General features: G+C 58.3%; 22 protein-coding genes. 14 read left to right on the top strand and 8 right to left on the bottom strand.

Features of this window, described 5'->3' with window-relative positions; all coding sequences use genetic code 11:
- Positions 1–114: 114 nt before the first annotated feature.
- From hsdR to JW897_RS02270, 5 genes are all read left to right on the top strand, one after another.
- On the top strand, positions 115–2,568 hold the full coding sequence (gene hsdR / locus JW897_RS02290; RefSeq protein ID WP_205465050.1) for an EcoAI/FtnUII family type I restriction enzme subunit R: 2,454 nt from the start codon (positions 115–117) through the stop codon (positions 2,566–2,568).
- Positions 2,569–2,585: 17 nt separating this feature from the next.
- Positions 2,586–3,083: a GIY-YIG nuclease family protein gene (locus JW897_RS02285; protein WP_205465049.1), complete on the top strand. Its 498-nt coding sequence runs from the start codon at positions 2,586–2,588 to the stop codon at positions 3,081–3,083.
- A gap of 16 nt (positions 3,084–3,099) precedes the next feature.
- Complete coding sequence (locus JW897_RS02280) at positions 3,100–4,563, top strand: type I restriction-modification system subunit M (RefSeq protein WP_205465048.1); 1,464 nt, start codon at positions 3,100–3,102, stop codon at positions 4,561–4,563.
- A complete protein-coding gene (locus JW897_RS02275; RefSeq protein ID WP_205465047.1) occupies positions 4,560–6,245 on the top strand; it encodes a restriction endonuclease subunit S in 1,686 nt (561 codons plus the stop codon). The genes JW897_RS02280 and JW897_RS02275 overlap by 4 nt, the downstream gene beginning before the upstream one ends.
- 1,607 nt (positions 6,246–7,852) lie before the next feature.
- Positions 7,853–8,047: a hypothetical protein gene (locus tag JW897_RS02270; RefSeq protein WP_205465046.1), complete on the top strand. Its 195-nt coding sequence runs from the start codon at positions 7,853–7,855 to the stop codon at positions 8,045–8,047.
- Between the two features lie 447 nt (positions 8,048–8,494).
- Here the strand turns inward: JW897_RS02270 and JW897_RS02265 are convergent, their stop codons facing one another.
- The gene (locus JW897_RS02265) at positions 8,495–8,875 is read right to left on the bottom strand and encodes a hypothetical protein (RefSeq protein ID WP_205465045.1); all 381 of its coding nucleotides are present in this window, start codon (positions 8,873–8,875) and stop codon (positions 8,495–8,497) included.
- Positions 8,876–9,024: 149 nt separating this feature from the next.
- Between JW897_RS02265 and JW897_RS02260 the strand changes: the two genes are divergently transcribed.
- From JW897_RS02260 to JW897_RS02250, 3 genes are all read left to right on the top strand, one after another.
- Complete coding sequence (locus JW897_RS02260) at positions 9,025–9,843, top strand: toll/interleukin-1 receptor domain-containing protein (RefSeq protein WP_205465044.1); 819 nt, start codon at positions 9,025–9,027, stop codon at positions 9,841–9,843.
- A gap of 185 nt (positions 9,844–10,028) precedes the next feature.
- Positions 10,029–10,727, top strand: a complete 699-nt coding sequence (locus JW897_RS02255) for a hypothetical protein (RefSeq protein WP_205465043.1) — start codon at positions 10,029–10,031, stop codon at positions 10,725–10,727.
- A gap of 134 nt (positions 10,728–10,861) precedes the next feature.
- Positions 10,862–11,233, top strand: a complete 372-nt coding sequence (locus JW897_RS02250; RefSeq protein WP_205465042.1) for a hypothetical protein — start codon at positions 10,862–10,864, stop codon at positions 11,231–11,233.
- Between the two features lie 262 nt (positions 11,234–11,495).
- On the opposite strand, the gene JW897_RS02245 is transcribed toward JW897_RS02250, so the two are convergent.
- Positions 11,496–12,701: a tyrosine-type recombinase/integrase gene (locus JW897_RS02245; protein WP_205465041.1), complete on the bottom strand. Its 1,206-nt coding sequence runs from the start codon at positions 12,699–12,701 to the stop codon at positions 11,496–11,498.
- A 397-nt stretch (positions 12,702–13,098) separates the two neighbouring features.
- Between JW897_RS02245 and JW897_RS02240 the strand changes: the two genes are divergently transcribed.
- A complete protein-coding gene (locus tag JW897_RS02240) occupies positions 13,099–13,275 on the top strand; it encodes a hypothetical protein (RefSeq protein ID WP_205465040.1) in 177 nt (58 codons plus the stop codon).
- Between the two features lie 210 nt (positions 13,276–13,485).
- Here JW897_RS02240 and JW897_RS02235 read toward each other — a convergent pair whose 3' ends face one another.
- On the bottom strand, positions 13,486–15,519 hold the full coding sequence (locus tag JW897_RS02235) for a M3 family metallopeptidase (protein ID WP_205465039.1): 2,034 nt from the start codon (positions 15,517–15,519) through the stop codon (positions 13,486–13,488).
- A gap of 59 nt (positions 15,520–15,578) precedes the next feature.
- Here JW897_RS02235 and JW897_RS02230 point away from each other — a divergent pair, with 59 nt between their 5' ends.
- The 3 genes from JW897_RS02230 to JW897_RS02220 all read left to right on the top strand — a co-directional run bounded on the left by JW897_RS02230 (position 15,579) and on the right by JW897_RS02220 (position 17,365).
- Complete coding sequence (locus JW897_RS02230) at positions 15,579–16,124, top strand: gamma carbonic anhydrase family protein (protein ID WP_048414098.1); 546 nt, start codon at positions 15,579–15,581, stop codon at positions 16,122–16,124.
- Between the two features lie 2 nt (positions 16,125–16,126).
- Complete coding sequence (locus JW897_RS02225) at positions 16,127–16,654, top strand: RDD family protein (RefSeq protein ID WP_205465038.1); 528 nt, start codon at positions 16,127–16,129, stop codon at positions 16,652–16,654.
- Between the two features lie 243 nt (positions 16,655–16,897).
- The gene (locus JW897_RS02220) at positions 16,898–17,365 is read left to right on the top strand and encodes a DUF1842 domain-containing protein (protein WP_205465037.1); all 468 of its coding nucleotides are present in this window, start codon (positions 16,898–16,900) and stop codon (positions 17,363–17,365) included.
- A 326-nt stretch (positions 17,366–17,691) separates the two neighbouring features.
- Here JW897_RS02220 and JW897_RS02215 read toward each other — a convergent pair whose 3' ends face one another.
- Entirely contained in the window at positions 17,692–17,961 is a 270-nt protein-coding gene (locus tag JW897_RS02215; RefSeq protein ID WP_048414095.1) for a hypothetical protein, read from the bottom strand.
- 316 nt (positions 17,962–18,277) lie between these two features.
- Here JW897_RS02215 and JW897_RS02210 point away from each other — a divergent pair, with 316 nt between their 5' ends.
- The gene (locus JW897_RS02210; protein WP_205465036.1) at positions 18,278–18,685 is read left to right on the top strand and encodes a hypothetical protein; all 408 of its coding nucleotides are present in this window, start codon (positions 18,278–18,280) and stop codon (positions 18,683–18,685) included.
- A gap of 624 nt (positions 18,686–19,309) precedes the next feature.
- Here the strand turns inward: JW897_RS02210 and JW897_RS02205 are convergent.
- From JW897_RS02205 to JW897_RS02190, 4 genes are all read right to left on the bottom strand, one after another.
- Positions 19,310–19,861: an REP-associated tyrosine transposase gene (locus tag JW897_RS02205; RefSeq protein ID WP_205465035.1), complete on the bottom strand. Its 552-nt coding sequence runs from the start codon at positions 19,859–19,861 to the stop codon at positions 19,310–19,312.
- 80 nt (positions 19,862–19,941) lie between these two features.
- Positions 19,942–22,752, bottom strand: a complete 2,811-nt coding sequence (locus JW897_RS02200; protein WP_205465034.1) for an ATP-binding protein — start codon at positions 22,750–22,752, stop codon at positions 19,942–19,944.
- Positions 22,752–23,507 (bottom strand): hypothetical protein, encoded by a 756-nt coding sequence (locus tag JW897_RS02195; protein ID WP_205465033.1) that lies wholly within the window; start codon positions 23,505–23,507, stop codon positions 22,752–22,754. Before JW897_RS02195 ends, JW897_RS02200 begins: the two co-directional genes overlap by 1 nt.
- Entirely contained in the window at positions 23,507–24,784 is a 1,278-nt protein-coding gene (locus tag JW897_RS02190; RefSeq protein ID WP_338030544.1) for a hypothetical protein, read from the bottom strand. Before JW897_RS02190 ends, JW897_RS02195 begins: the two co-directional genes overlap by 1 nt.
- 153 nt (positions 24,785–24,937) lie before the next feature.
- Between JW897_RS02190 and JW897_RS02185 the strand changes: the two genes are divergently transcribed.
- Positions 24,938–26,065 carry a succinylglutamate desuccinylase/aspartoacylase family protein gene (locus tag JW897_RS02185; RefSeq protein WP_205465031.1) on the top strand — a complete coding sequence of 376 codons (1,128 nt, stop codon included), beginning with the start codon at positions 24,938–24,940 and terminating at the stop codon, positions 26,063–26,065.
- The last annotated feature ends 12 nt before the right edge of the window (positions 26,066–26,077 follow it).

The following is a 26,077-nucleotide window of genomic DNA, read 5'->3' as shown; positions in this document are numbered from 1 at the left end:
TAAGCTTTCGCCTGCCCGTATGCCAAAACCTTAAAATCACCCATGAACTTAAGTGATGGTGCCGAACATCCAGATATAATCTCGGCATGAGTACCACGTGCCAGGTTACGGTTTATGGATAAGAAAAAGCTGTCCGAGCGGGATATTTGCACCAAATTCATCACCCCGGCCCTTGAGGATGCCGGGTGGGACAAGCAGCGTCAGTTGCGAGAAGAGGTTGGCCTCACCACCGGCCGGGTGCTAGTTCGAGGCAACAAGGGGATGCGGGACCGTAAGTCGGTTTTGCGTGCTGACTACGTACTGTACTTCAAGCCAGACCTGCCGCTGGCGGTGGTTGAAGCTAAGGACAACAATCATTCAGTGCGGGATGGTATTCAGCAGGCACTGAAGTATGCCGAGATGCTGGATGTGCCGTTTGCCTTTTCCAGCAACGGCGATGGTTTTGTCTTCCACGACAAAACCCTGACCGATGGCGTGCTGGAACGCGAAACCAGCCTGGACGAGTTTCCGTCACCGGACATGCTCTGGCAGCGTTACCTGGCATGGAAAGGCATCAGCACCGAACAAGCCCCCATATACGCCCAGGATTATCACGCAGGCCGCTCTGCCCGTTATTACCAGGTCAATGCCATTAACCGCACGGTAGAAGCAGTCATCAAAGGCCAAAAACGGGTATTGCTGGTGATGGCCACCGGTACCGGCAAAACCTACACGGCATTCCAGATTATCTGGCGGCTGTGGAAGTCTGGCACGGCCAAACGCATCCTGTTTCTGGCGGACCGTAACATCCTGGTCGACCAGACCATGGTCAACGACTTCAAGCCCTTCAAAGGCGCCATGGCCAAGCTTAGCGTCAATCAGAAAGGGGTCGAGAAGGTCGATAGCTCGGGACAAGTTAGTACCGAGATGGTGGAACTGGGCGTCAATGCCCAGACCAAGAAGGTCGACAAATCTTACGAGATTTATCTCTCGCTCTACCAGGCCGTCACCGGCACCGAAGAAGAGCGCAATATCTACAAACAGTTCAGTCCGGACTTCTTCGACCTGGTGGTTATCGACGAATGCCACCGCGGCAGCGCGGCGGAAGACTCCGCCTGGCGAGAAATCCTCGATTACTTCGGCAGTGCCGTGCACCTTGGCCTGACCGCCACCCCCAAGGAAACGGCAGAGGTATCCAACATCACCTACTTTGGCGAGCCGGTGTACACCTATTCGCTCAAGCAAGGCATAGAAGACGGTTTTCTGGCACCTTACAAGGTTATCCGCGTCGACCTGGACAAGGACTTGGGTTGGCGCCCACCCGCAGGCAAAGTCGATGCCAAGGGGCAGATTATCGAGGACCGCATCTACAACCAGAAAGACATGAACAAGGCGCTGGTGCTTACCCAGCGCGACGAAGCCGTCGCTAAGCGTATTACCGAGCTGCTCCATGCGACAGGGCGCATGAACAAGACCATCGTGTTCTGCGAAGACATCGACCATGCCAGCCGTATGCGGCAAGCGTTAATAAACGCCAACTCAGACTTAGCTGCGGCCAACCCCAAGTATGTGGTGCAAATCACCGGGGATAACGCCGAAGGCAAGATGGAGCTGGACAACTTTATCGACCCCAAGCGGGCCTACCCGGTGATTGCCACCACCAGCCGACTGATGACCACTGGTGTCGATGCCCAAACCTGCAAACTCGTGGTGCTCGACCGCACCATCAACAGCATGACCGAGTTCAAGCAAATCATCGGTCGTGGTACGCGCATCAACGAAGACTACGGCAAGCTGTGGTTCACGATTCTGGACTTCAAGAAAGCCACTGAAAACTTTGCCGACCCAGCCTTCGATGGCGAACCGACGGTGATTTATGAGCCGGATAGTGATGAAGCCATCACGCCACCAGAAGAAACTGGCTTGCCGACAGACACGTTGGCGGAGGACGACGGCCAGTCTGTCAAAGAGCCGCGCGATAGTTATGGTTGTGATGACGGCATGGATGGCAATACAGGGTCGGGTAGTGGACGCATCAAATATGTGGTTAATGACGTGCCCGTTTACGTTGCCAACGAGCGCGTGCAATACATGGGTGCCGACGGCAAACTGATTACCGAATCTCTCAAGGACTACACCCGCATTCAGTTGAACAAGCGCTTCGCCTCGCTGGACGACTTTCTGCAAAGTTGGACCGATGCTGACAAGAAACAGGCCATTGTCGACGAGCTGGAAGCCCAAGGCGTGTTCTTTGACGAACTGGCCAAGGAAGTAGGCAAAGACCTCGACCCGTTCGACCTTATCTGCCACATCGTCTTCGGCCAGAAGCCACTTACCCGCCGCGAGCGCGCCGACAACGTGAAGAAAAGAGACTACTTCACCCGCCACAGCGGCACCGCCCGCAAAGTGCTGGAAAAGCTGCTGGACAAGTACGCAGACGAGGGAATCGCCAATATCGAGAAAGTCGAAGTCTTGCGCACGCCAGACTTCGCTTCCCTGGGTTCACCCGTGGAGCTGATTAGGTCGTTTGGCGGCAAACCACAATACCAGACAGCCCTGCGCAACCTAGAACAAGCCTTATACCAATAGCCAATGCCCATCGATAATTGTCAGCACACCTTTGCGAGCTTGGCCGCCAACGTCTTGCCCAACTACATGGCAATGCTGCAAGCAACCATCACACACCAATCGAGCTAGCCCGGTTTGCCCAGCCGGGCGTCGCCGAAAAAACACTCACCAAGCAACTGGGCTTGAGCAGTGATTTTTCCGGCTGCTATGTCCTTATCGAGCAAGGCCGCCCGTTCTATGTCGGCATCTCGCGCGGTGTCATCAAGCGCTTGCGTCAGCATGTTACAGATAAAACCCATTTCGGTGCCTCACTTGCCTATAAAATGGCGAGCCAGACGGTGGGCCATCAACTTACCCGCGATGAAGCCATGAAAGACCCGCAAATCGCTTTGGCCTTTGCACAGGCGCAACAGCGCCTCATCGCGGCAGATGTTGCCTTTATCCGCATAGACAATCCGCTGGAGTTGTACCTGTTCGAAGCCTACTGCGCCATGCAGCTTGATACGGCCGACTGGAACACCTTCCGCACTCATTAAGAAGCACGAGACGGTCATGACCATCAGCACCACCCTCATCAAATCCATCCAGGACATCATGCGCCAGGATGCCGGCATCGATGGCGATGCCCAGCGTATTTCGCAACTCTCCTGGCTGCTGTTCCTCAAGATATTCGACGACCAGGAAACCGAAATCGAGATGATGCGGGATGACTATGTCTCGCCCATTCCCGAAGAATACCGCTGGCGAAATTGGGCGGCAGATGCCGAAGGCATCACCGGCGACACCTTGCTAAACTTCGTCAACAACCAGCTGTTCGATGAGCTCAAGGAACTATACACCGCCACCAATCCGCGAGCTGAAGTGGTGCAGGCCGTCTTCGAAGACGCCTTCAACTACATGAAGTCGGGGCAGTTGCTGCGCCAGGTCATCAACAAAATCAACGAGATTGACTTCAACAGTCAGCAAGACCGCCATCAGTTCAACGACCTGTACGAAAAAATCCTCAAAGACCTGCAAAGCGCCGGCAACGCCGGTGAGTTCTACACCCCACGTGCTGTCACCCAGTTCATGGTGGATATGGTCAACCCGCAGTTGGGCGAAGCGGTACTGGACCCGGCCTGCGGCACCGGCGGTTTTCTGGCCTGTGCGCTGGAGCATCTGCGCAAGCAGGTCAAGTCCGTCGACGACGAGGCCCTGCTGCAGCAGGCTATCCACGGCGTGGAAAAGAAGCAGATGCCGCACCTGCTGTGCGTCACTAATATGCTGTTACACGGCATCGAGGTGCCGCACCAGATTCGCCACGACAACACCCTGGCCCGCCCGCTGGTGAGCTACGGCCCGCGCGACATGGTGGATGTGATTCTGACCAACCCGCCGTTCGGTGGCACCGAAGAGCCAGGCATCGAGGCCAACTTCCCAGCCGATGTGCGCACCAAAGAAACCGCCGACCTATTCCTCGTGCTGATTGTCGAGCTACTCAAGCAAAACGGCCGCGCCGCCGTGGTATTGCCCGATGGCACACTGTTCGGCGAAGGCGTGAAAACACGCATCAAGGAAAAACTGCTCACCGAGTGCAACCTGCACACCATCGTGCGCCTGCCCAATGGCGTGTTTGCGCCCTACACCGGCATCAAAACCAATCTGCTGTTCTTCACCAAAGGCCAGCCGACCAAAGACATCTGGTACTACGAGCACCAGTATCCAGCCGGCTACAAGAGCTACAGCAAAACCAAGCCTATCCGCATCGACGAATTCGACGTGGAAAAAGCTTGGTGGGGCAGCGAGGCCGACGGCTTTGCTAGCCGCGTCGAAAACGAATTCGCGTGGAAGGTCAGCATCGACGACATCCGCGCCAAGGGCTTCAACCTCGACCAGAAAAACCCGCACGTTGGCGAAGTCATCAGCCATGACCCGGACGAGCTGCTGGCGCAGTACCAGGCGCTACAGGCCGATGCCCAGTCCCTGCGCGACCAGCTTAAAGCCATCCTCGCCGCCGCGCTGGAGGGCAAGGCATGAGGCTGACCGAAGGCTTTAACCTGCTGGCCACCGCGCCGGACGGCATCAAGCGTCTGCGCGAGCTGATACTGAGCCTGGCGGTACAGGGCAAGCTGGTGCCGCAAGACCCGAGCAACGAACCGGCCAGCGAGCTGCTGAAGCAAATCCGCGCCGAGAAAGACCGGCTGATTGCCGAGGGGAAAATCAAGAAGGACAAGCCACTGCCTGCGATTCGTGACGACGAAAAACCATTTGAACTGCCGGATGGGTGGGAGTGGGTGCGTTTAGGGGATTTGGGTTTCACCCAAACTGGGGGCACGCCGTCGAAAAATGAGCCTGCTTCATTTGGTGACGATGTGCCATTTGTTAAACCCGGTGACATTTTTCCAAACTATGTCGAGTATAAAAATGAAGGTTTGTCTACTGCTGGCGCAGAGCAATTAGGGCGACTTGCTCCGGCAGGCTCAATCCTCATGGTTTGCATTGGAACAATTGGAAAATGTAATTTCATCACACGACCTTGCGCTTTTAATCAGCAAATCAATTCAATTTCTCCGCTTGGAGGAAATTCGCTGTTTTGGCTATCGGTTTTACGAAGCTCCTATTTTCAAGCTGAGGCATGGTTACGTTCATCAAGCACCACCATCGCGATTTTAAATAAGGGTAAATGGGAGACCATCCCTGTTCCAATGGCTCCAGCTTTAGCACAATCCCGCATCGTCGCAAAAGTCGAAGAGCTGATGGCGCTATGCGATGCGCTGGAAACACGCGGCCAACTGGAAGCCGAGCAACACGCCCGTCTGACTACCACGCTATTCGACGCGCTGGCCGCCAGCGAATCGGCGCACCAGCTGCAGGAAAACTGGGCGAGGTTGGCCGCAAGCTTCGACCTGGTGCTGGACCGGCCGGAAGCCGTTGATGCGCTCGAGCAAACCCTGCTGCAACTGGCCGTGCGCGGCCTACTGGTGCCGCAAGACCCGAACGATGAACCGGCCAGCGAACTACTGAAGCAGATACGTGCAGAGAAAGACCGGCTGATAGCCGAGGGCAAGCTCAAGAAAGACAAGCCACTGCCGGACATCACCGATGACGAAAAGCCGTTTGAGCTGCCGCAGGGATGGGAGTGGGTGAGGATGGCAGATATCTGTAGGCCTATCTCATCCGGCTCAACTCCAGCTGCACATGAATTTTTGCCTGATGGTGATGTGCCATATTTGAAAGTTTATAATATTCGCAATCAGGCAATAGATTTTGAATATAAAAAACAATTTATTAGTGAGGAACTAAATCATTCCAAACTAAGTCGTTCGGTGCTTTACCCGGGAGATGTGGTTATGAACATTGTTGGCCCACCTCTTGGTAAAGTTGCAATTATTCCAAACACATACCCCAAGTGGAATTGCAATCAAGCAATTGCTTTTTTTGGTCTTATTCCACCAATGAGCTCCAAATATGTTTGGACATTCCTTTGCGAAAATTCATTTTTGAATAGCATTCAGCTTATAGGCACTGCCGGTCAAGATAATATCTCCGTGACAAAGTCTAAAAATATTCTTGTGCCAGTTCCACCGCTATCCGAGCAGGTCCGCATCGTCGACCGCGTCGAAGCGTTGCGTGTTCTCTGCGCTCAGTTGCGCGAGCGCCTGGCCACCAGTCTCCAAACCCAGGCCCACCTCGCCGAAGCGCTGGTAGAACAAATGTAACAACAACACAAAGGCAAGGTGCTGGCGGGGTCCCCGCCACACCTGCCAGCCTTGCCGATAGCGGGTGACTACGTATCGGGTGCAGGAATAAGCGGGTCGCTGGCGGCCCGCTTTTCTATTGGCGTCACAAGGTGCACGCTGCCAGATGCAGGCGTGCCTGCCAGGGTAGGCCACAACCCATCTCGGCTTCCTGTTAGTGAACGTGTCCTGCCGGCATCCGGCCAACCGCCATCTCACTGGGGCATGCCGCAGGTACGGGCACGCTGGCACAGCATCAAGCCTGCCATCGCGTCATCCGCAGGGTAATCACCTGTCAGAAGGAAAGGTCACCAAAATTGTACGAGGCAACCAGCCAGCTGGCCGCCGCCGGAGGGAAAGGTCACCAAAATTGTACGGGATTGCCTCGTAACGGTAGCTAGCAGCCAATATCCGGCGAATTTCGGCTTGGATTCCCATCTTAAGAGAACAATTTTGGTGACCTTTCCCGGCCCCACGTACAAATCTTGTGACCTTTCCCTTTAGCGACGTCCCAGAGTCGAACAACTCTTGTAACTTTTCCTGCTTGACCTCGCCAGATAGCACAATTTCGGTGACCGTTCCCGGCCTCACGTACAAATTTGGTGACCTTTCCTCGGATAGTGCTTATGCCCCGAACAATTCCGGTGACCTTAACTATGGGAACGTACCCCCCCTTATTCCAAAACGCCACCATAGCCGAAAGCCTTGTGGCAGAAAGCATCCGGCAGTCTTGTCCACACAGCATGCGCATTTTTTGGGGTTTTAATGGTGGCGGATTGGAATACGCTTCGGAATACGCGTGGTGGCAGTTCACTTACGTAAGCGGCCACCATAGAGACCCTAGGTGGCAGTTTCATCTACGGGAGGCACTGCAACGCCCCCCCGAAGCTTCCGTCCAATTAGCTCAGAACTAACAGACAGAAATCTTCTTTCCTGATAACTGCAATTATCAGGAAAGATGGTACCAATACGTGTGCCATCCGAAGTCAGGTCTAACTTTGTTGCATTTCGCGAATAAGGGAGGTGTCGGTTACAGTAACCGCCATGGTATGGAATAAGTTGCAGATGTTCGGTCACAACCGAAAAACTCTGCAACTCGAAAAGGATAGTATGGCCATCTTGCAGAAATTTTCTGAGGCGGTGAATCGACTGTATAAGCCACCGGAAGACGGCATACGCCAGGTTATCGCGTTATCTCGACACGATGCAGGAAGGCTTCCGCGCTTGTCGTCGGTTGCTGTCATCTCCATTACGGCGCCAGAACGGCCTCCAGCCACTCTCGATGGATTCGACTACATCCTGCGGTTGCGCTTTGATGACGTGGACTTCCTTAATCCACCGATGAAAACTAGGAAGAGGCTCAGTCATGTATTCACTGCGGAGCATGCCCAGGCAATTTGGACATTCGTTGACACCTTGCCAGATGAGGTTTATTCAGTGGTCGTCCATTGCGAGGGTGGTTACTCTCGCTCGTGTGCAGTCGCGCTCGCACTCCACCGCCGATGTGGTTACCACACAGAAACAAAATACCTTTCCCAAGCAAATCCATCAATAGTTCAACTAATGATGGAGAATTAGGAGGTTGCCAGATGACTCAAGAAAACGACATCGACATTGATATTGCTCTTCGAAAAATACATGAGCTGGGGCTGGAAGATGGCGACTTGGGCTATGCGTATTGGTATCAAATCAGTCAGTTGTTAAAGCGCGCTGCGGGCATGCAAAAAGAAATAGATGCTCTCGCAAAAGCACTCGAAATTTGCAGGGCAAAACTTCGTGGATAGTTACTAGCTTAAGGTCTGTCATGCTAAAAATTACCGTAGAAATTATTTCACCAGGGAAAGAGTGCGGCCGAATTATCGCCAGTGTGAAGCTAGGCCGGCTTAACAGAAGTCAGAATCCAGACTATGTGATGGAATTGCAAGAAGACTTTTATAACCAACCCGAAAGCGGGACGATTCACAAGTATCCAAGATTAGCGGCCTCAGTCTGGGACCTTGTCGCCCGCTCAATTGCAGTAGCGTTGACCGGCGAGGAAAAGCTCCCCTCGCCCTCAGCCATTAAATGTTCCTGTCCATCATTCTGGCGGCACCGACTATATTCGCCTGAATGAGATACCTGAACCCGTCGCAACCATATTCAGAAAACGAATTGAATATTCAACGAGCCCCGTCATAGAGGAAGACCCCACGCCCATGCAGTGCGCCTATGCATCCGATTGGGTCAACTTCCTATCTGGCAGAAGATAGTGTGCCATTCGACGCATCGGTCCCCAGGAAACGGCCTACGATGACCACCACCGACTTGCTGGCGGAGGCCCAAAGAGGTGATACGGCGGCTTCCACGGCTTTGGGCTCCAGACATCTGAGTTCAACCACGACTAGCCATTGACGCTTTAAACCGATAACACTCGCGTTTTTTGGTTTGAACTCCAGGCAGCTGGCAATCAGCGGCGCGGTCACGGCGTCAGGTAGATTGTGGGTTGTTATGCGGACACCAGCATGAGGCTTTGTTGCACAAATCAGATTTATTACTTGAAACTGTGAAAAGTTAAATAAAATTGCGCCGCATAGCGTGCAACTTTTAACCAAAAAATAGGTGATTTTTGGCATTGTTTTGGCTCATGCAATCCAAAGGCCCAGCATGACAAAGTACTTGAAAACCAGAGGTTCCGAGTACGATAATGCCTGTCAGCAATATCAATTGCTACACGGACACCAAGGTCCGTATAAACACTGTTATAGCATCAGGGAGAGAGTCATTGAGTAATCGAGATTTTATTTGGGAATGTGATTATGGCGAGCATACTCGGTTTACGAATGCGCTCAAAATATTAGCGTCCGAACAAAATGCCTATGAATTAGGCATGTGCGCACTATTCGTTAATAACAATCCATACAACTTGGAATTTTTTGTCGTACTAAGCTACGAAAATCCAAAAGATGGTCAAATTGAGAAAATGCTCGAAATGATGACTGGTGTTGGTGCTCGCCAAAGGCCAGACATACCAATGAATGAGCTAATGGTGGAAATTGGTGGGAAAAGATTTAATTCCATGACTGTTGTGGGGGTTGATAGCCTTGAACAAGCTGAGCATGGCCTTTTTCAATTTAAGGAACGCAAAGATGTTTCTAAAATAATTTCCATGAAGCCACTAGGGAAAAGGCTTCCCGTTTTTCTTAGTCACTCTTCATCGGACAAGCCATTTGTCGAAGATGTCATACCTTATCTGAGCAGTCAAGGATTGCCTGTGTGGTATGACAAGTTATCAATTGACTATGGGGAAAGCATACTATCTGCGGTTCAAAGTGGCGTAAAAGACTCGGGGGCAGTTATTTTCTTTATAACCAAGTCATTTATTAATTCATCTTGGTGCAAGTTGGAGATGGAAGGGTTTCTGTCGAGATACGCTGGCGGACATGGAGTTCTGCTTCTTTCTGTGGTTGCTAATGATGTAAATCATGAAGATTTACCGTTCTTTTTGCAAAATATAAAATATCTAAAGCTTAGTGGTGAATATGACCATAAATCGGTTGCAAGTGAATTGCTTCCGGTTCTCAAAAAGCACTTTAAGCTCTAACAGTTGGGCACCTCTAAAAACCTCATTTTTCAAAGCTATTGCACAACAAAATCAAAAAGTTACGAGGCAATCATTGCCAAAAGGTGGGTTTTTCGAGGTGCCCAATTCAATCCAACGGACCAGCTTGAGCAGGCCGCTGATTTCAAGCATTAGACGTAGCATTTGTGGCGCATATCAGGAATTCTATGGAGCCAAATTTTTCTATTATTAGCAGTTTGCTAAAGATTTCTTTTGCACCATTCCGCTGGGCTTGGGCGAAAGTATCGCAACCCAGCATCCCATATTCCACAGCGCCAAAAAACATCCTGCACTGCATGCTTCCTCGTACACCAAAGCGTCAAATTGAACAAAGGTTTGGTGTGCCTTCGAACGAAGATGCTTACCCAGATGGCAGGACGATTGTTGGATATGTATTCTCCAATGCTCTCATTCAAATAGAATACGATAATCAGAATACAGTAGATTCAGTTTTGCTAGTCAATCTTCACCGGGCGGCATACTTAAAATGGCCTCTAAACCGTTTCAGGGGATTTCAAATTCCATATTTAAGCTTTATAGTAGGAAGAAGTACGCTTGGGGATGTCTTCGGTCCTGAGAAACTTATTCTGAGCAAGGATTATTCTTCCAAATTTTTCATACTATGGAGGAAGGAATATTATGGAAACCCAGGTCGATATAATACTTATCAATTTGGTCTTTTTTCGGCAGATACCTATCCTGGCTCAGACTTTGAGATACCTGATTGTGAGAGCCTTGAAGGAGGCACTCAGGGGTTGGCTTGTATTGCCAACCCAAACAAACATCTATTTAATGCCGTAAGAATAACCAAAGAAGATTTTGACAGCGTTGAATATTTTGGATACTCGCACGGAATATTCCCTTGAGTAGAGGTGTGCTCAAATAAGTCTAACATCAAAATTAACCGGACGTGCTACGCGCGCCGATTATTCTGCACGTTAGACGGAAGCACGCAATAGCATGCCAATCTGTATTAGGTCGTACATTCGAAAGTTTGAAAATGAAGTCGCTCAATTTAGATATTGATGATTATCATAAGGCAGTTGAAGCATTTCATAGCGAGACGGATAGGGGCGCAGCTGTTCTGGCAGGAAGCTTCGTAGAAAGTTATTTGGCCAGGTATTTGCGAAGCTTCATGATTGCAGGAAAAGATATCGAAAATTTATTCGACGGCTTTGGCCCGTTCTCGACTTATTCTCAGCGAATCGAGTCCGCATATGCATTTTCCTTAATCACACAGCAACAGAGAACAGATTTACAAACCATTGGCAAAGTACGCAACCATTTAGCCCACCATCCATTGGAAGCATCCTTCGATAAGCCTCCGGTTATAGACTGGTGCCATAATCTATCAACCCACTCCATCTTTTAAGAAGATAGGGATGAAAGCGGGCGACGGTTGAAAAATAGAAACTGCTATATTGTCGCAGTTAGCTTGCTTGTGGCGAACTGGCACAATTCAATGCTTCAGAGCTCGCAAGCCAAACAATCATAACATGGTAATTTATTTCAAGTATTCTGAATAACTCCCCCCGAAGTAGCACCGCAATCACTTCGGGAGCGTCAATGCACAAGCCCAGTACCAGCCGCTCGCCATGGCTGTTTGGTTGCCCGGATAGACTCATAAGGCGTGCTCAAGTGGCAGGAGACTCTTTGGTATTGAAAAGGTAGTCGGCCCAGTCTTGAAGTAATTTTCGGCGTTCAGGTGCATAGTCCCAACGGTTATAGGCTGCCCGAATTTTATTTCCAGGTTCGTGCGCAAGGCATCGCTCAATTGCATCCTTGTCCGCGCCCAACTTATTGAAATGAGTGCTGAATCCTGACCGCAGTCCATGCGGCGTACCTTTTCCCTTTAGTCCATGACGGCTCATGATGGCGTTAAGAGTATTGCCAGCCATGGGGCGCATAGGGTCTCGCCGGTTCGGAAAAACATAGGGTGAATTCCTGTTAGAGTAGCGCCGCCATTCTGTAAGCAGGGCCACCGTCTGCGTAGACAATGGAATCCAATGCGCCACGCCCATCTTCATCCGCGTCTTAGGGATAAACCATTCACCCTGCTCTAGGTCAAACTCATCCCATCGTGCAGATGTAGCTTCCGATTTTCGGCATATGGTTAGCATGACAAGCTTGATGGCCACTATGCTTTTAACATCACTAGATTTGTCCTGGTTGAGACATCCCATGAATTCGACGATAGCGTCTTCCAATATGGCAGGATGATGCCGGACTGGTCCCCTTTTAACATTCCGCCTTGTTGGACATGGATTGCTTACCAAAATGCCGTCATCAATAAGCAATTCAAAGATTGCCATAAAATATTGACGCATATTGCGCGCCACTTCAACAACGCTCTTCTCCAGTGGCTCCAGAATTTCTACAATATCTTTCCTGGTTATCTTGTCCACAGGTCTAGCAAAGAGAGATTTAGCGTGGCGCTCAATATCCCTTCTCCGCTGAGAGATTGTTTTCGGGTCAACGTTTTTCTCAGTAGCAGCTAACCATTTCTCATACGCTGCTTTGAATGTATTGGTCTTTTTGAGCAGCTCCTCCTGCGCAACCCGACGCTTTTCCTCTTGGCGGACCGTGTTGGGATTGAGTCCCTGGCTGACAAGCTCACGAGCGGCATTGCGCCGGCGCCTGGCTTCTCGCAGCGACAGCGTCGTTGGATGGTACTCGCCAATCGCATGCGTACTTTCTTTTCCAAGTATCTTGAAACGGTATTGCCACAACTTGGTGCCGTTTGGCTTAACGAGCAGATACAGGCTACCGCCGTCAGAGAGCTTGTCGCCGGGCTTGGCTTGCCTGACTTGAATGTCAGTGAGGAGGTTTTCGCTTCGCATGCAGAAACGATACCCGCTTGGATACCCGCTCGCAACCCCAGCTGCAGTCAGACGTCAATAGACGACACCAGACAAAAAATCAATTCAACGCACTGTTTTTAAAAGTAAATTTACAAAAAATCATACAATATCAGCCATCATCAGACACCATTTCACGTTCCAGGTGGCAAAACGCATCGACGGGCTCTCCAAGTGTTGTTCATGCAAAGGCCGACACCATAACCGCAGCGCGCGGCACTGCCAAGCTTTGGGCGACGACAGTCGCCGGCGTCGAATATTTGATGGTTGATTAAACAAAAGTGTTTAAACAAATAAACAACAGCCGGGCGACGGGAATTTGCCAAGGCCCGGAACGCCGGCCTATGATCGAAAGCGTCGTCGTAACCGGAGCAAGTTCTTGACTATCAAGCACAAGCAGCACGACGCGCAACAGGCATTATGCCCGACGCGCAATCCCAACCGCCCCCGTCTGGCGCCGTTGACCCCGCCGTTCTCGATGCGGACCCCCACCTTCCAGCACCGCCACACCCTGCAGCCGCCGACGCCGTCCGCCAAACCCGAGCGAGACAGCTGACTCTTTTCGCCGCGCGATCCGCGGCAAAAAAAAGGCGCCTCCGTTCTACACGGAGGCGCGCAATAGACACTATATCAATCTACCCTGATATGCGTCTGGCTCGCTTGCTGCTCTGGAGATAACCCACTGAGCAAAAAATTAGAGCCGCGGCGCTTCACAAGAGTTCCGGCAAAGCCCGGAATATTTTTCTCCCGGCATAAAACGGCCGTTTCAAACCGTCTCCACCATGCCGGAATGGCGCAGCAAGGCGTCGATCTGCGGGTCGCGGCCGCGGAAGGCGCGGAAGGACTCCAGCGCCGGACGGCTGCCGCCCACCGCCAGGATTTCGTCCCAGAAGCGCTTGCCGGTGTCCGGATTGGCGCCGCCGGCCTCCTCGAAGGCCGCGTAGGCGTCCGCGGACAGCACTTCCGCCCACTTGTAGCTGTAGTAACCAGCCGAATAGCCGCCGGCGAAGATGTGGCTGAAGCTGTTGGGGAAGCGGTTGTAGGCCGGCGGGAAATTCACCGCCACCTCGCGGCGCACCTCCTCCAGCAAGGCCAGCCAGTCGCCCTTGTCGGCGTCGAAGACGCTGTACAGCTGCAGGTCGAACAAGGCGAACTCCAGCTGGCGCACCGTGGCCATGCCGCTCTGGAAGTTCTTGGCCGCCAGCATCTTGTCGAACAGCTCGCGCGGCAAGGCCGCGCCGCTGTCCACGTGGCGGGTCATGCCCTGCACCACGTCCCATTCCCAGGCGAAGTTTTCCAGGAACTGGCTGGGCAGCTCCACCGCGTCCCACTCCACGCCGTTGATGCCGGCCACGCCCAGTTCGTCGACGCGGGTCAGCATATGGTGCAGACCGTGGCCGAACTCATGGAACAAGGTGATCACTTCGTCGTGGGTGAACAGCGCCGGCTTGTCGCCCACCGGGCGGGTAAAGTTGCAGGTCAGATAGGCGATAGGCGTCTGCACCTGGCCGCTCTTGCTGCGGCGGCCGCGCGCGTCGTCCATCCAGGCGCCGGAGCGCTTGCCGTCGCGGGCGTACAGGTCGAAATAGAAGCTGCCGACCAGTTGGCCGTCCTTGTGGATGTCGAAGAAGCGCACATCCGGATGCCAGACCGGCGCGCTGCTCGGGCGCACCTCCACGCCGAACAGCGTGGACACCACGCCGAACAGGCCGGGCAGCACCTTGCTCTCCGGGAAGTACTGTTTGACCTCCTGCTCGGAGAAGGCGTAGCGCGCCACGCGCAGTTTTTCCGCGGCGTAGGCCAGGTCCCAGGCCTCCAGCTTGGCCAGGCCCAGTTCGGCGGCGGCGAAAGCCTCCAGCTCCTGGCGGTCCTTGATCGCGAACGGCTTGGCGCGCGCGGCCAGGTCGCGCAGAAAGGCGATGACCTGTTCCGGGCTTTCCGCCATCTTGGTGAACAGCGACAGCTCGGCGAAGTTGGCGAAGTCCAGCAGCTGGGCCTCCTCGCGCGCCAGTTGCAGCTTCTCGCGGATGATGGGGCTGTTGTCGCGTTCGGCCGGACCGAACTCCGACGCGCGCTGCACATTGGCCTGATACAACTTTTCGCGCAGCGCGCGGTTGTCCGCGTACTGCAACACCGGGAAATAGAACGGGAACTGCAAGGTGATCTTGTAGCCGCTCTTGTCGTCGCCGGCCGCGGCGGCGGCGAACAGCTCCAGCGAATCCTCCGGCACGCCGGCGAGCTCGGCCTTGTCCTCGATGTACAGGCTGAAGGCGTCGGTGGCGTCCAGCACGTTCTGCTCGAACTTGGCGGACAGCTCGGCCAGCCGCGTCTGGATGGCTGCGAAGCGCTCTTTTTCCGCCTGCGGCAACTCCGCGCCGGACAGGCGGAAATCACGCAGATCGTTGGACACGATCTTCTTGCGCGCCGCGCTGTAATCCGCGTGTTCCGGGCTGGCCGCCAGCGCCTTGAAGCGGGCGAACAAGTCCAGGTTCTGGCCCATCTCGGTCCAGAACTCGGAAATGCGCGGAATATTGGCGTTGTAGGCCTCGCGCAGCTCCGGCGTGTTCACCACCGCGTTCAGATGGCCCACCACGCCCCAGGCGCGGCCCAGATGCTCGGTGGCGTCGGTCAGCGGATCGACGAAGCTTTCCCAGCTGGGCGCGCCCTGCTCCGCGGTCAGCCGCTTCACCGCGGCGCGCGCGGCGGACAGCAATTCGTCGATGGCGGGGGAAATGTGCTCCGGCTTGATCTCCGCGAAACGGGTCAGTCCGGAAAAGTCCAGCAAGGGGTTCTGGCTCATATTGGCATCCTGTGGGGGTATGATAGGAACTTTACCCGATTTCAGATGAGGACAGACCGATGAAAAGCAATATCCGCCCTTATGACGGGCATCAGCCGCAAATCCACGACAGCTGTTACATCGACCCGGCTGCGGTGGTCATCGGCGAAGTCTCGTTGGCGGAAGGCGCGTCGGTCTGGCCCTATGCGGTGATCCGCGGCGACGTCAACGCCATCAGCATAGGCGAGAACTCCAACATCCAGGATTTCGCCATGCTGCACGTCAGCCACAAGAGCGCCGCGGACCCGGACGGCGCGCCGCTGGTGATAGGCCGCAACGTCACCATCGGCCACCACGTCACCCTGCACGGCTGCACCATAGGCGACGAAGTGCTGGTCGGCATCGGCAGCATCGTGCTGGACCGCGCGGTGATCGAGCCGCGGGTGCTGATCGGCGCCGGCAGCCTGGTGCCGCCGGGCAAGCGGCTGGCGTCCGGCTATCTTTACCTGGGCAACCCGGTCAAGCAGGCGCGGCCGCTGACCGAAAAAGAACTGGCCCACTTCCAATACTCCGCCGAACACTATCTGCGCGTGGCGGCCAAGCACAAACCCAATCTGGAGGATTGAAGATGCAAGAAGGCGCGGAAGAACTGGAATACGTCGGTTTCTGGCTGCGGGTGCTGGCCAGCCTGATCGACACCCTGCTGCTGTGCCTGGTGCTGGCGCCGGCGATCTGGCTGCTGGCCGGCGGCGGCGGCGAAAGCAGCCGCGTGGCGGAAAGCGGCGACGGCTGGATGATGCAGGCCTTCATGATGCAAGGCGGTTTCGAGTTGAGCCCGCTGGCCGGCCTGATGGTCAACTGGGTGCTGCCGGCGGCGGCGGTGCTGGCCTTCTGGTGGTTCAAGAGCAGCACCCCGGGCAAGATGCTGCTGGGCGCGCGCATCGTGGACGCCAAAACCGGCGCGCCGATGACGCCGGGACAGGCCGCGCTGCGCTATCTCGGCTACTTCGTCTCCTGCTTCCCCTTCTTGCTGGGCCTGATCTGGGTGGGCCTGGACGCCCGTAAGCAGGGCTGGCACGACAAGATCGCCGGCACCGTGGTGGTGCGGGCCAAGCGCCTGGGCAAACAGCCTGTGCGCTTTGAGCAACAAAGCTGATTTCCCCTCGCGCCGCCGGCCCCGGCGGCGCGCTGTTCCTCCCTCCCTGCCCTAGCCCCGCGCGCCAGCCCCATCCCCTCTTTATTTCCAACTGCCATTAAGTACGGCTGAAAATAAAATCAAAGGTTATATAACTACAGGGCAGCCGCGGTTACCGCCACGGTTCGCACATCGCCATTGGGCCTGGACGCCCCACCGGGCGTTCCAACTTCTCTGATGTTATTGATCTCAAGGAGTCCAAACATGACTATCGATCGCGATCAAAAATCCGGCCTGTTCATCGTCAGCTACAACGTCAACAAACCCGGCCAGGCGGGCGGCCTGAACCTGCGGCTGGATCTGACCGTGTACACCCCGTCGCGCCATATCACCGGCCGCGCCACCATCACCCACGCCACGCTGCAGCCGCTGGTGTTCGAGCACCCGATCCAGGGCCGCTACGAAGAGCAGGGCCGCGACATCGAACTGCATCTGGTGGGCGCGTCGCGCCTGCACGAGCAGCACGCGCAAAACCAGGCGCACGCCGCCGGCCACGCGCTGCTGGAACAGTTCTTCTTCGACGGCCAGTTGAAAGACGGCTGGCAAGCCGGCAACAACTCCAAGGCGCGCTACGCCTTCTTCCAGAACCAGCAATGGCATGAGCAGCTGGGTCAGGAAGTGCGCCTAGCGGATGAAATCAACAACGCGATCAAAGCGTTGAACCTGCGCTAAGAACATGTTTACGATCTCGCGAGCTAAGGCGAGACTAGGCGAAAACGGCTGAGAAAGCGGAATGTACGAGTGGTGCATGAGCATTTCGAAGCGGGCACTCATCGCACAATGTCTCTACCGACGCGCAGCTGATCGTAAACAGCTTCTAAGCGCATGCGCCCGGTTCCGGGACCGGGCCATCCATCAGTACCCGAAGCCCGCCCCCAGGCGGGCTTTGGGCGTCTTGGCGCTGGCTCAGGATCGCGGCCATGGCGGCTGGCGTAAAAAACAACACCCCGGCTGGGCGGGGTGTTGGCCTGCAATGGACGAAGCCGCGCGGGAGTCCTCTACCCGTCGCCCTCGTCCCGGCCGTCCTCGACATCGTCCCGGGCCTGGAAGAACACATGCTTGAACACATCCAGCCGCACCGGGTCCAGACGCCGCTCCGCGGCGCTCAAAATCGCCTCCGGATCAAAGTCGTTGTCGGACTCGTAGACGAAAAATGGCTCTTCGTCGTCGATCTCGTACACCGAAATGACCAATACGCCATTCGCGCGCAGTTCCAGCTTGAGCTGCGCCATGGGAATGGCGCTGCCCACCAAGTCGCGTTCTTCCATTTCAAACCCGCTTTCCCGCAACGCCCATGCCTCCCTCTCAGCATAGGCCAGAGGCGGCGGGCCGCCATCCCCGCGACCCCGTCCCGCTCAAGCGCGCCATCGTCGCCCGGGCGGCCCGGCCTTAAGGACTGGCATGCAACGCTTGCTGATCGCTCCGCGCTCGCCTATCTTCACAATCCAAATGACATTAAAAAACGAAAGATAATTGCCATTCGTATAAATAGGCGACATTTAAGCGCTATTGCACGACGCTAACGCCTCGCCGGCAAGGCCGCTCGCTTGCCGACGGTTCTCAACCATGATCCGAAGGAGCACCATGCATCCCCCACTCAACTTCCTGTTCCGCCGCGTCGCGGCCTTGCTGGCCGTCGGCGCGCTGTCGCTGACCGCCGGCGGCGCGCTGGCTGCCAACATCAGCGGCAGCCTGTCCAATTACAAAAACAGCGGCATCACCTTCAACTACGTGGAGCAAAAGAGCGGCGGCTCCGGCCCCGGCGCGCGCGGCATCCGCATTTACATTGCTGGCGGCCGCGACCAGAGCTACAAGTTCAGCCCCAATCCCCACGACGACCCCTGGTACAACAAGAACCAGACCAAGTTCTACCGGCAGGCGGCCGAGGCGCTGGCGGACGCCTACCTCGCCAAGAACCCGAATCCGGCCTTCCCGCGCTACGGCTTCAAGTCCACCATCAACGGCATCGAGTACAGCTACAACCAGCCGTGAGCGGCGACGATAGCCCCAGCCCAGCAAGCTGCTTGGATATCGGCAGTTGGTGGGTATCGCCTGCGGCTCCTCCCACCCTACACACCACTCGCCGTAGGGTGGGTTGAGCGCAGCGATACCCACGCGGACATGTGGCGAGATTGAGCTTTGGGTTTCGATGGCGGGGTTTGGTGGGTATCGCCTACGGCTCCACCCACTCTACCCACTGCTCGCCGTAGGGTGGGTGGAGCGCAGCGATACCCACTCGGACATGTGGCAAGGCCCACACTCGGGTTTCGATGGCGGAGCTTGGTGGGTATCGCCTTCGGCTCCTCCCACCCTACACACCACTCGCTGTAGGGTGGGTGGAGCGCAACGATACCCACGCGGATGTGGCAAGGCCCACTCTCGGGTTTCGATGGCGGAGCTTGGTGGGTATCGCCTTCGGCTCCTCCCACCCTACACACCACTCGCCGTAGGGTGGGTGGAACGCAGCGATACCCACGCGGATGTGGCGGGACCCACTCTCGGGTTTCGATGGCGGAGCTTGGTGGGTATCGCCTTCGGCTCCTCCCACCCTACCCACCGCTCCTCGTAGGGTGGGTGGAGCGAAGCGATACCCACGCGGGAACAAGACCTACCGCCTCAATCCCCTGCAATGGAAACCCTCCGTTCTCCAAACCCGTCCCCTTCGTCATCGCCTCCGGCCCAATCTTCCGGCAATAATCCATGCCTCACGTAACGATGGAACGAAGACCACGGCCAGTCTGCGAGTTTGGAGACATAGCCATGCTTGAGCGGGTTGTTGTGGATGTAATCGATATGGCGGGCAAAGTCTTGCTCATCCCTCAGCCGATGTTCCCAATAACGCCGCTGCCAGACATACCGCTCGCCCTTGTCCCGGCGCGAAGCGCGGACCCTCTCCTCAGGCGGCAACGATCGGGTAAACATGGTTTTGATCAAACGCCAACGTAAAGGGTAATCCGCGTCCGCGGCCGGCAGAGTCCACACCGCATGCCGATGGTCGGGCATGATCACGATGGCCTCGATGCGGAATGGATGGCGACGCAAGGTATAGCGGAAGGCTTCCCGCAGCGCGTCAACGTGATCAAGCAGCAGGCGCTGCCGTCTATCCGCCAGGTTGACGGTGAAGAACCAGCTGCCGCCAGCGCTGCGATCGCGTCGATAATTGGACATGGGCTCTCTCCTGGCAAGGCTAGGATCCGTCCATGCTAACAAGCAAAAGCCGCCCCTGAGGGGCGGCTGCTTGCTCTGGCTCAGGCCGGTTCGCCGCCGTCCGCGCGGCGACGGGTTTGCAGGATGGGCGGCGCCCATTGCTCGCCCGGCCGTTTCTTGCGGGTGGCCAGCGTCAGTTCCGACGGCGCGAAGATATTGATGTTGTGGGTGTTGGGCGTAGTGATCAGGTACTGCGCCTCGGTGGCCTTGAGGAAGCCGGCGACGCGGTCGATGTTGAAGATGTCCAGGTGGGCGAACGGTTCGTCTATGAAGACGAAGCCGGACGGGTTGGACTCGTCCATCATCAGGCCGATCAGCAGGATCAGCGACTTCATCACCTGCTGGCCGCCGGAGGCTTCGCCGTCGTTCATGCCCATCAGGCCCTTCTGGTCGAAGTTGAACTTGAGCACCAGCCCGGCCTGGGCCAGCGCGGCGTCGTCGTTGGACAGCTGCGGCAGCTCCACTTCCACCTGGATGCCGGCCAGTTCGCCCAGGCGCTTGACGTTCTGGCCGTAGACGCGGACGGTGGCGCGCAGCTTGCCCATATAGGCGGCGCGCGCTTCGTCGGTCAGTTCCCGCGAGCGGTCCACTTCGCTCTGGCGGCGCTGGCGTTCGCGGTCCAGACCGGTCAGGTCCTCCACCAGCTTGTCCTTCAGCGCCAGCACGGCTTCGTCCTGCTCCCAGTCCCCGCTTTGCAGTCGCTCTTCCAGGTAGTTGAGCTGATGCTTGGCGTCGGCGGCGGTGTCGAACTCGCTTTCCAGCGCCTCGACGTTCTCCGGCGCCAGCGCCGCGTCAGGCAAGCGCTCCGCCCATTCGCGCAGCTCGGACAGCAGCCGGCGCACCTGGCGGCGCGCCTGCTCCACTTCCTGCTGTTTTTGGCGGAAGGCGGCCAGGCTGTCCTGCTCGCGCTGGCAGACGCGGTCGTGCGCCAGCCGCGCGTCGCTGTAGCGCTGATCGGCGGCTTCCTTCTCCGCGCTGGCGAGGCCCAAAGCCGCGCCCAGGCGGGCGATTTCGCTTTCCAGCCCCTGCTTGCGCGTTTCCAGCGCAGCGAATTCTTCGGCGCGGCTGTCCAGCTGGCGGATGGCGTCCATGCCGCCCAGGTATTCGGCCAGGCCGGCGGCCTCGCGGGTGGCCGCCACCAGCCGCTCTTCGTCGGCGAGGATGCGGGTGTTCAATGCCTTCAAGGCTTCGCGCACCGCCAACAGCCGCGATTGGCGCGCGGCTTCGCCGAAGGCGAATTCATGCGCCGGCACGCCGATGTGGCGCGCGCCGCGGCGTTCGCGGAAGTAGCCGTCGCGGGTGATCCAGTCGCCGCTGACGTCGGCGCCCTGCTCGGCGTCGTCGACGCGGCTGACGCTGTTCAGCTGACGGTACAGCCACTCGGGAGCGTCGGCGGAGAAGCGCACCACTTCCATCAGGCTGCCGGCGTTGGCGCGCGGCGGGTGGCTGCGTTCCGGCACCACGAAGTGGCGGTAACGCAATTTCTCGCCGATGCGCCAGGCTTCGCGGCGGTCGGATTCGCGTTCCAGCAGCACCACATGACGATAACCGCGCAGCAGCGCTTCCACCGCCGCCTGCCAGTCCGGATCCATCACTTCCACGATGTCGGACAGCATCAGGTGGCCGATGCCGGCCTCGTCCAGCGCCGCCTTGAACTGGCGCACGTCTTCCGGCGCGCGGCCGCGGCCGATTTCCAGCGCCTCCAGGTGCTGGGAACTGTCCTGGCGCTGCTTTTTCAGTTCGCGCAGGCCGTCTTTCAACTGCTCGGCTTCGCCGCGCAGCGCGGAGAGCTTGTCGGCCAGTTGGGCGGCGTCGGCGCCGTACTCCTTGCTGGCCAGCGCTTGCAGCCGGTCGCGTTCCTTGAGCTGGCCGGCCACGCCGGCGTGTTCGCCCTTGGCCGCCATGAAGGCTTCCTGCGCGCCGACGCGGGCGGTTTCGGCCGCCTTGCGCGAGGCGTCTGCGGCCACTTCCGCCGCCTTGAGCTTGGCCACCAGTTGCAAGGTGTCGGCGTGTTCGCCCTGGGCCTGGTTCAGCGTGTGGAAGTTGCCGCGGTAGTTTTTCCAGACATTGCCGAGCGCGGACTTGGCGTCCAGATAGGCCAGCACCGGCAGCGCCTCGTCGCGCAGCCGGGCGATGCCGGTTTGCAGCTGCCGCCATTCCAGATAGCGGTTGGCGCGGGTCTTCATGGTTTCCACCCGCGTCTGCAGCGCTTCTTCCTGGCGGCTCAGCGATTCCAGCTCCAGTTCGGTGGCGCGCTGCTCGTCGCGGGCGCGCTGGTAGTTGTCCAGCACGTCCTTGTCGCCGAAAACCTGGAACACCAGGTCCAGCAGTTGGCGCGGGCTGTATTCGGTCAGCTTGTCGGTGTCGCCCTGTTCCAGCGCCAGCACTTCGGCCACCGCCGGGGTCAGGCCGGCCATTTCCAGCCGGCGGCGGTATTCCTGCACGCCCATCCATTGGGCCTGGCCTTCGGCCAGCTCCAGCGGCACGTCGCCGTCCAGGATGGCGTAGTGGCGCACCCAGTCACCGCCCTGTTTCTTGATCCGGCACAGCAGGGTGACGGCGTCGGCGACGATGGGGAAGAAGGGGGTCGGATACAGGCCGCCGCTGGGGCGGCGCGGATTGTCCACCACGCCGCGCAGATAGGCGAAGGCTTCCTTGTTGTTGCGCACATAGCGCTTGTAATCGCGCTTGCCCGAGCATTTGATCGCCAGCAGGGTGCGCATCGCGTCCAGCAAGGTGGTCTTGCCGGAGCCGTTGGGGCCGATGATGGTGACGATCTGCGCGTCCAGCGGCACGGTCAGCCGCTGCCAGAAGTCCCAGTGCACCATTTCCACCGATTTCATCTGGAACATCAGCGCGTCTCCTCGTGGGCCGCGTCCTCGTCCGGCGGCAAGTCAAACAGCGGGCCGGCGGAGTCGTCGACGGCTTCGGCCTCGTCCTCGGCCGCTTCCGCGCGCTTGTCGGCCAGCGCGTCGCGGCCTTCGCGGCGCAGCAGCACGTCGGCCAGCGCGCCTTCGATGATGCGCGGCGCCAGCTGGGCGTAGTCAATCATCAGGTCCAGCATCGGCCCTTCGTCCAGCCAGCGGTTGCGGCGCACGATGAAGCCCAGGTTGACCAGGCGGCCCAGGTTGGCGTTGAAACGGGTGCGGCCGCCCAGCGCCTTGCCGAAGTCGGCGTAAAGCGCGTCCTCGGACACGCCGGTGGACACAGCCTCGCCGGTTTCCAGCGGCTTTTGCGCGCCGAACATATCGCTCTGGCTTTCCTTGCCGGCTTCGACGCGGGCGATCTGGCGCTCGCGCTTGGGCAGGATGATCAAGGACCACAGGATGACCAGCAGCGCCACGCCGTCGCGCGGCAGGCCCAGGTTGTTGTTGAGCCAGGCGTCGCCGGAGCCGAACACCGGCTCGGTCATTTCCGGCAGCAGCGCCACGGCGACGTGCTCGGCGTAGGGGTTCTCCACCAGGCGCAGGCCGACGGCGGCCAGGCTCTTGTCCAGTTCCAGGCGGAAGCTGTCGTCCAGCAGCGCCTTCTTCGCCAGCGCGTCGCCGCGCGGCACCACCCGGTGCGCCAGCAGACGGGCGGTCAGGGTTTTGATTTCTGTTTCCATTAAGAACCTTTTTGCGCCGCGGCCACCAGGCGCGCGTCGGACAGCGACGCCACTTCCGGGTGGTCAGGCTCGATCACGCGCTCGCCGCCTTGCAGGCTGAACGGCAGCTTGGCCAGCGCGGCGACTATGCTTTGGTCGTTGCTGGTTTCCGGGTCGCCGATCAGGGACAGCAGCGACAGCCGGTAGGCGGTTTCGTTGTAGCTGTCGGCCAGCACCGCCTGGCTGATGTGGGCGTCGGCCGCGCCGGACATGCCCAGCTCCAGCAAGACGTCGTACATGGCCTCGGCCTCCAGCAAGCGCTCCATTTCCGGCGCGTCGGCCAGCGGCGCGGCTTCGCCGCCCGGCAGCGTCATGGTGCCGGCCTTGGCGCGCTCGCGCGCCAGCAGTTCGAACTCGGCCACGTCGGCCAGCTCCGGCGTGGACAGGAAGGCGGGCTCGGGGGCGATGGACAGGCAGGCGTCCAGCTTGTGCGCCAGCTGGCCGGCCGCCATGCGGCGCAGCCAGTCGGCGATGTCGGTGGAAGTGAGGCCGGAGCCGCCCAGATGCACGCGCTGCGCGGCCAATTGCGCCAGCCGGCGTTCGAAGGTGCCGGCCAGCGCCAGCATGCGGCTTTGCGCCAGCGCGATGGCCTGGGCCTGGTTGAGCACCAGCAGGCTCAGCGTGTCGTCCTGGGTCAGGCTCTTGACCACTTCGGTGGATTTGGCCACCCAGCGCCACACCGCCTCCAGGCGGTGCTGGGCGGCGCGGATGCGGAATTCGGATTGCGATTCCAGCGCTTCCTCGAATTCCGCGTACAGTTCGTTCAGCCGCGCCAGCAGGTGTTTGAGCGCTTCGTCCGAGACCTGACCCACCGCCTGGCCGGCGGCCACCTGGCTGGTCAGATAGCCCAGCTCCACATCGTCGCCGGCGAAATCCACCATGGTGGCCAATGCCGCCAGCGCGACGCGCGCGCCTTCGGACAGCTGGTAGACGCCGCCGTCGCTGTCGTAGACCAGCAGGCCGCCTTCGCGCAGCCGGCCCAGAATGGTGGCCAGCTTGGTGTCGTTCAGATAGGCGAAACGCTGGGCGATTTCCTGCGGCGTCCATAGCGGCGCTTCGGCGCGGCCGCCCAGTTCCCGCAACACCAGCAGCCGCATCAGCACTTCTTCGTCGCCGCCGCGGAACAGGGTGACGAAGACGGCGAGATAGGGCCAGGCGCCGGTCAGGCGCGACACCGCCTGCAAGGAGGCGGGCTCGATGCCGGGCTGGAAGAAGTCGGAGAGAGAATCCAAAGGCACTCCACCACGCGCGCGGGCGTGGAATGGCAAAAGCCATGATTGTCCGGGGGGCATGCTCGTTCGTCAACGCATGTCCGCGCGGCGGCCCTATCTTGCCCGGGGCGGTTTGGCATAAGATTTGACCACAGAGCCGCCCACCGCCAAGGAGAATCCATGTACACCCACCGCCAGCCCTTGTTGTCGCCCAGCCTGGGCAGCCAGCGCGATCTGACCAGCTTCCATTTCGGCGTGCCGCAAAGCGGCCAGAAAATCTATATCCAGGCCAGCCTGCACGCCGACGAACTGCCCGGCATGCTGGCCGCCTGGCATTTGAAGCAAGGCTTGCAGCGACTGGACGCCGCCGGCCTGCTGCGCGGCGAGGTGATCCTGGTGCCGGTGGCCAACCCCATCGGCCTGAACCAGAACCAGAGCGAGAAGATGCTGGGCCGTTTCGATCTGCAAAGCGGCCAGAACTTCAACCGCCATTACCCGGTGTTGTCCGAAACGATTTTCGAGGCGGTGAAAGGGGAGCTGGGCCGCGACGGCAAGGCCAATACCGCGCTGATCCGCGCGGAGGCGCGCCAGCAACTGGGCGCGCTGCGCGCCGACAGCGAGCTGCAGTCGCTGCGCCACACGCTGATGAAGCTGGCCTTCGACGCCGACGTGGTGCTGGACCTGCATTGCGACTGCCGCGCCGGCCTGCACCTGTACACCGGCACCCCGCTGTGGGAACAGTGCGAGCCGCTGTCGCGCTACCTGGGCGCTTGCGCCACCTTGCTGGCCACCGACTCCGGCGACCATCCCTTCGACGAAGCCTGCGGCCAGCTGTGGTGGCAGTTGCGCGATCTGGCGACGGCGGAGGGCCTGGACGCGCAGATCGACATGGCCTGCCTGGCGGTGACGGTGGAACTGCGCGGCGAAATCGACGTCCATCACGATTACGCGCGCCGGGACGCGGAAGGCATCCTCAACTTCCTGCGCCACCGCGGCGTGATCGCCGAAGCCGCGCCGCCGCTGCCGGGGCTGCCGTTCCCGGCCACGCCGCTGGCCGGATCGGAAAACCTGTACGCGCCGCACGCCGGCGTGGTGGTCTACCACGCCCAGCCGGGCAGCGAGGTGGCCAGCGGCGAGCTGCTGGCCGAGGTGATAGACCCGATAAGCGACCGCTGCAGCGAGATCCGCGCCAACCGGCCGGGCATGTTGTACGCCACCAGCGCCCGCACCTACACCACCGCCGGCCTGTCGCTGGCCAAGGTGGCCAGCCGCGAGGCCTTCAAATCCGGCAAGCTGTTGTCGGCCTGACACTGAAAGGAA

The sequence above is a fragment of the Chromobacterium alkanivorans genome (genome assembly GCF_016937655.1).
In the GTDB taxonomy this organism is placed as follows: Bacteria; Pseudomonadota; Gammaproteobacteria; order Burkholderiales; family Chromobacteriaceae; genus Chromobacterium; species Chromobacterium alkanivorans.
Note: the sequence above shows the minus strand (reverse complement) of the source record. Positions and strands in the feature narration are given on the sequence as shown.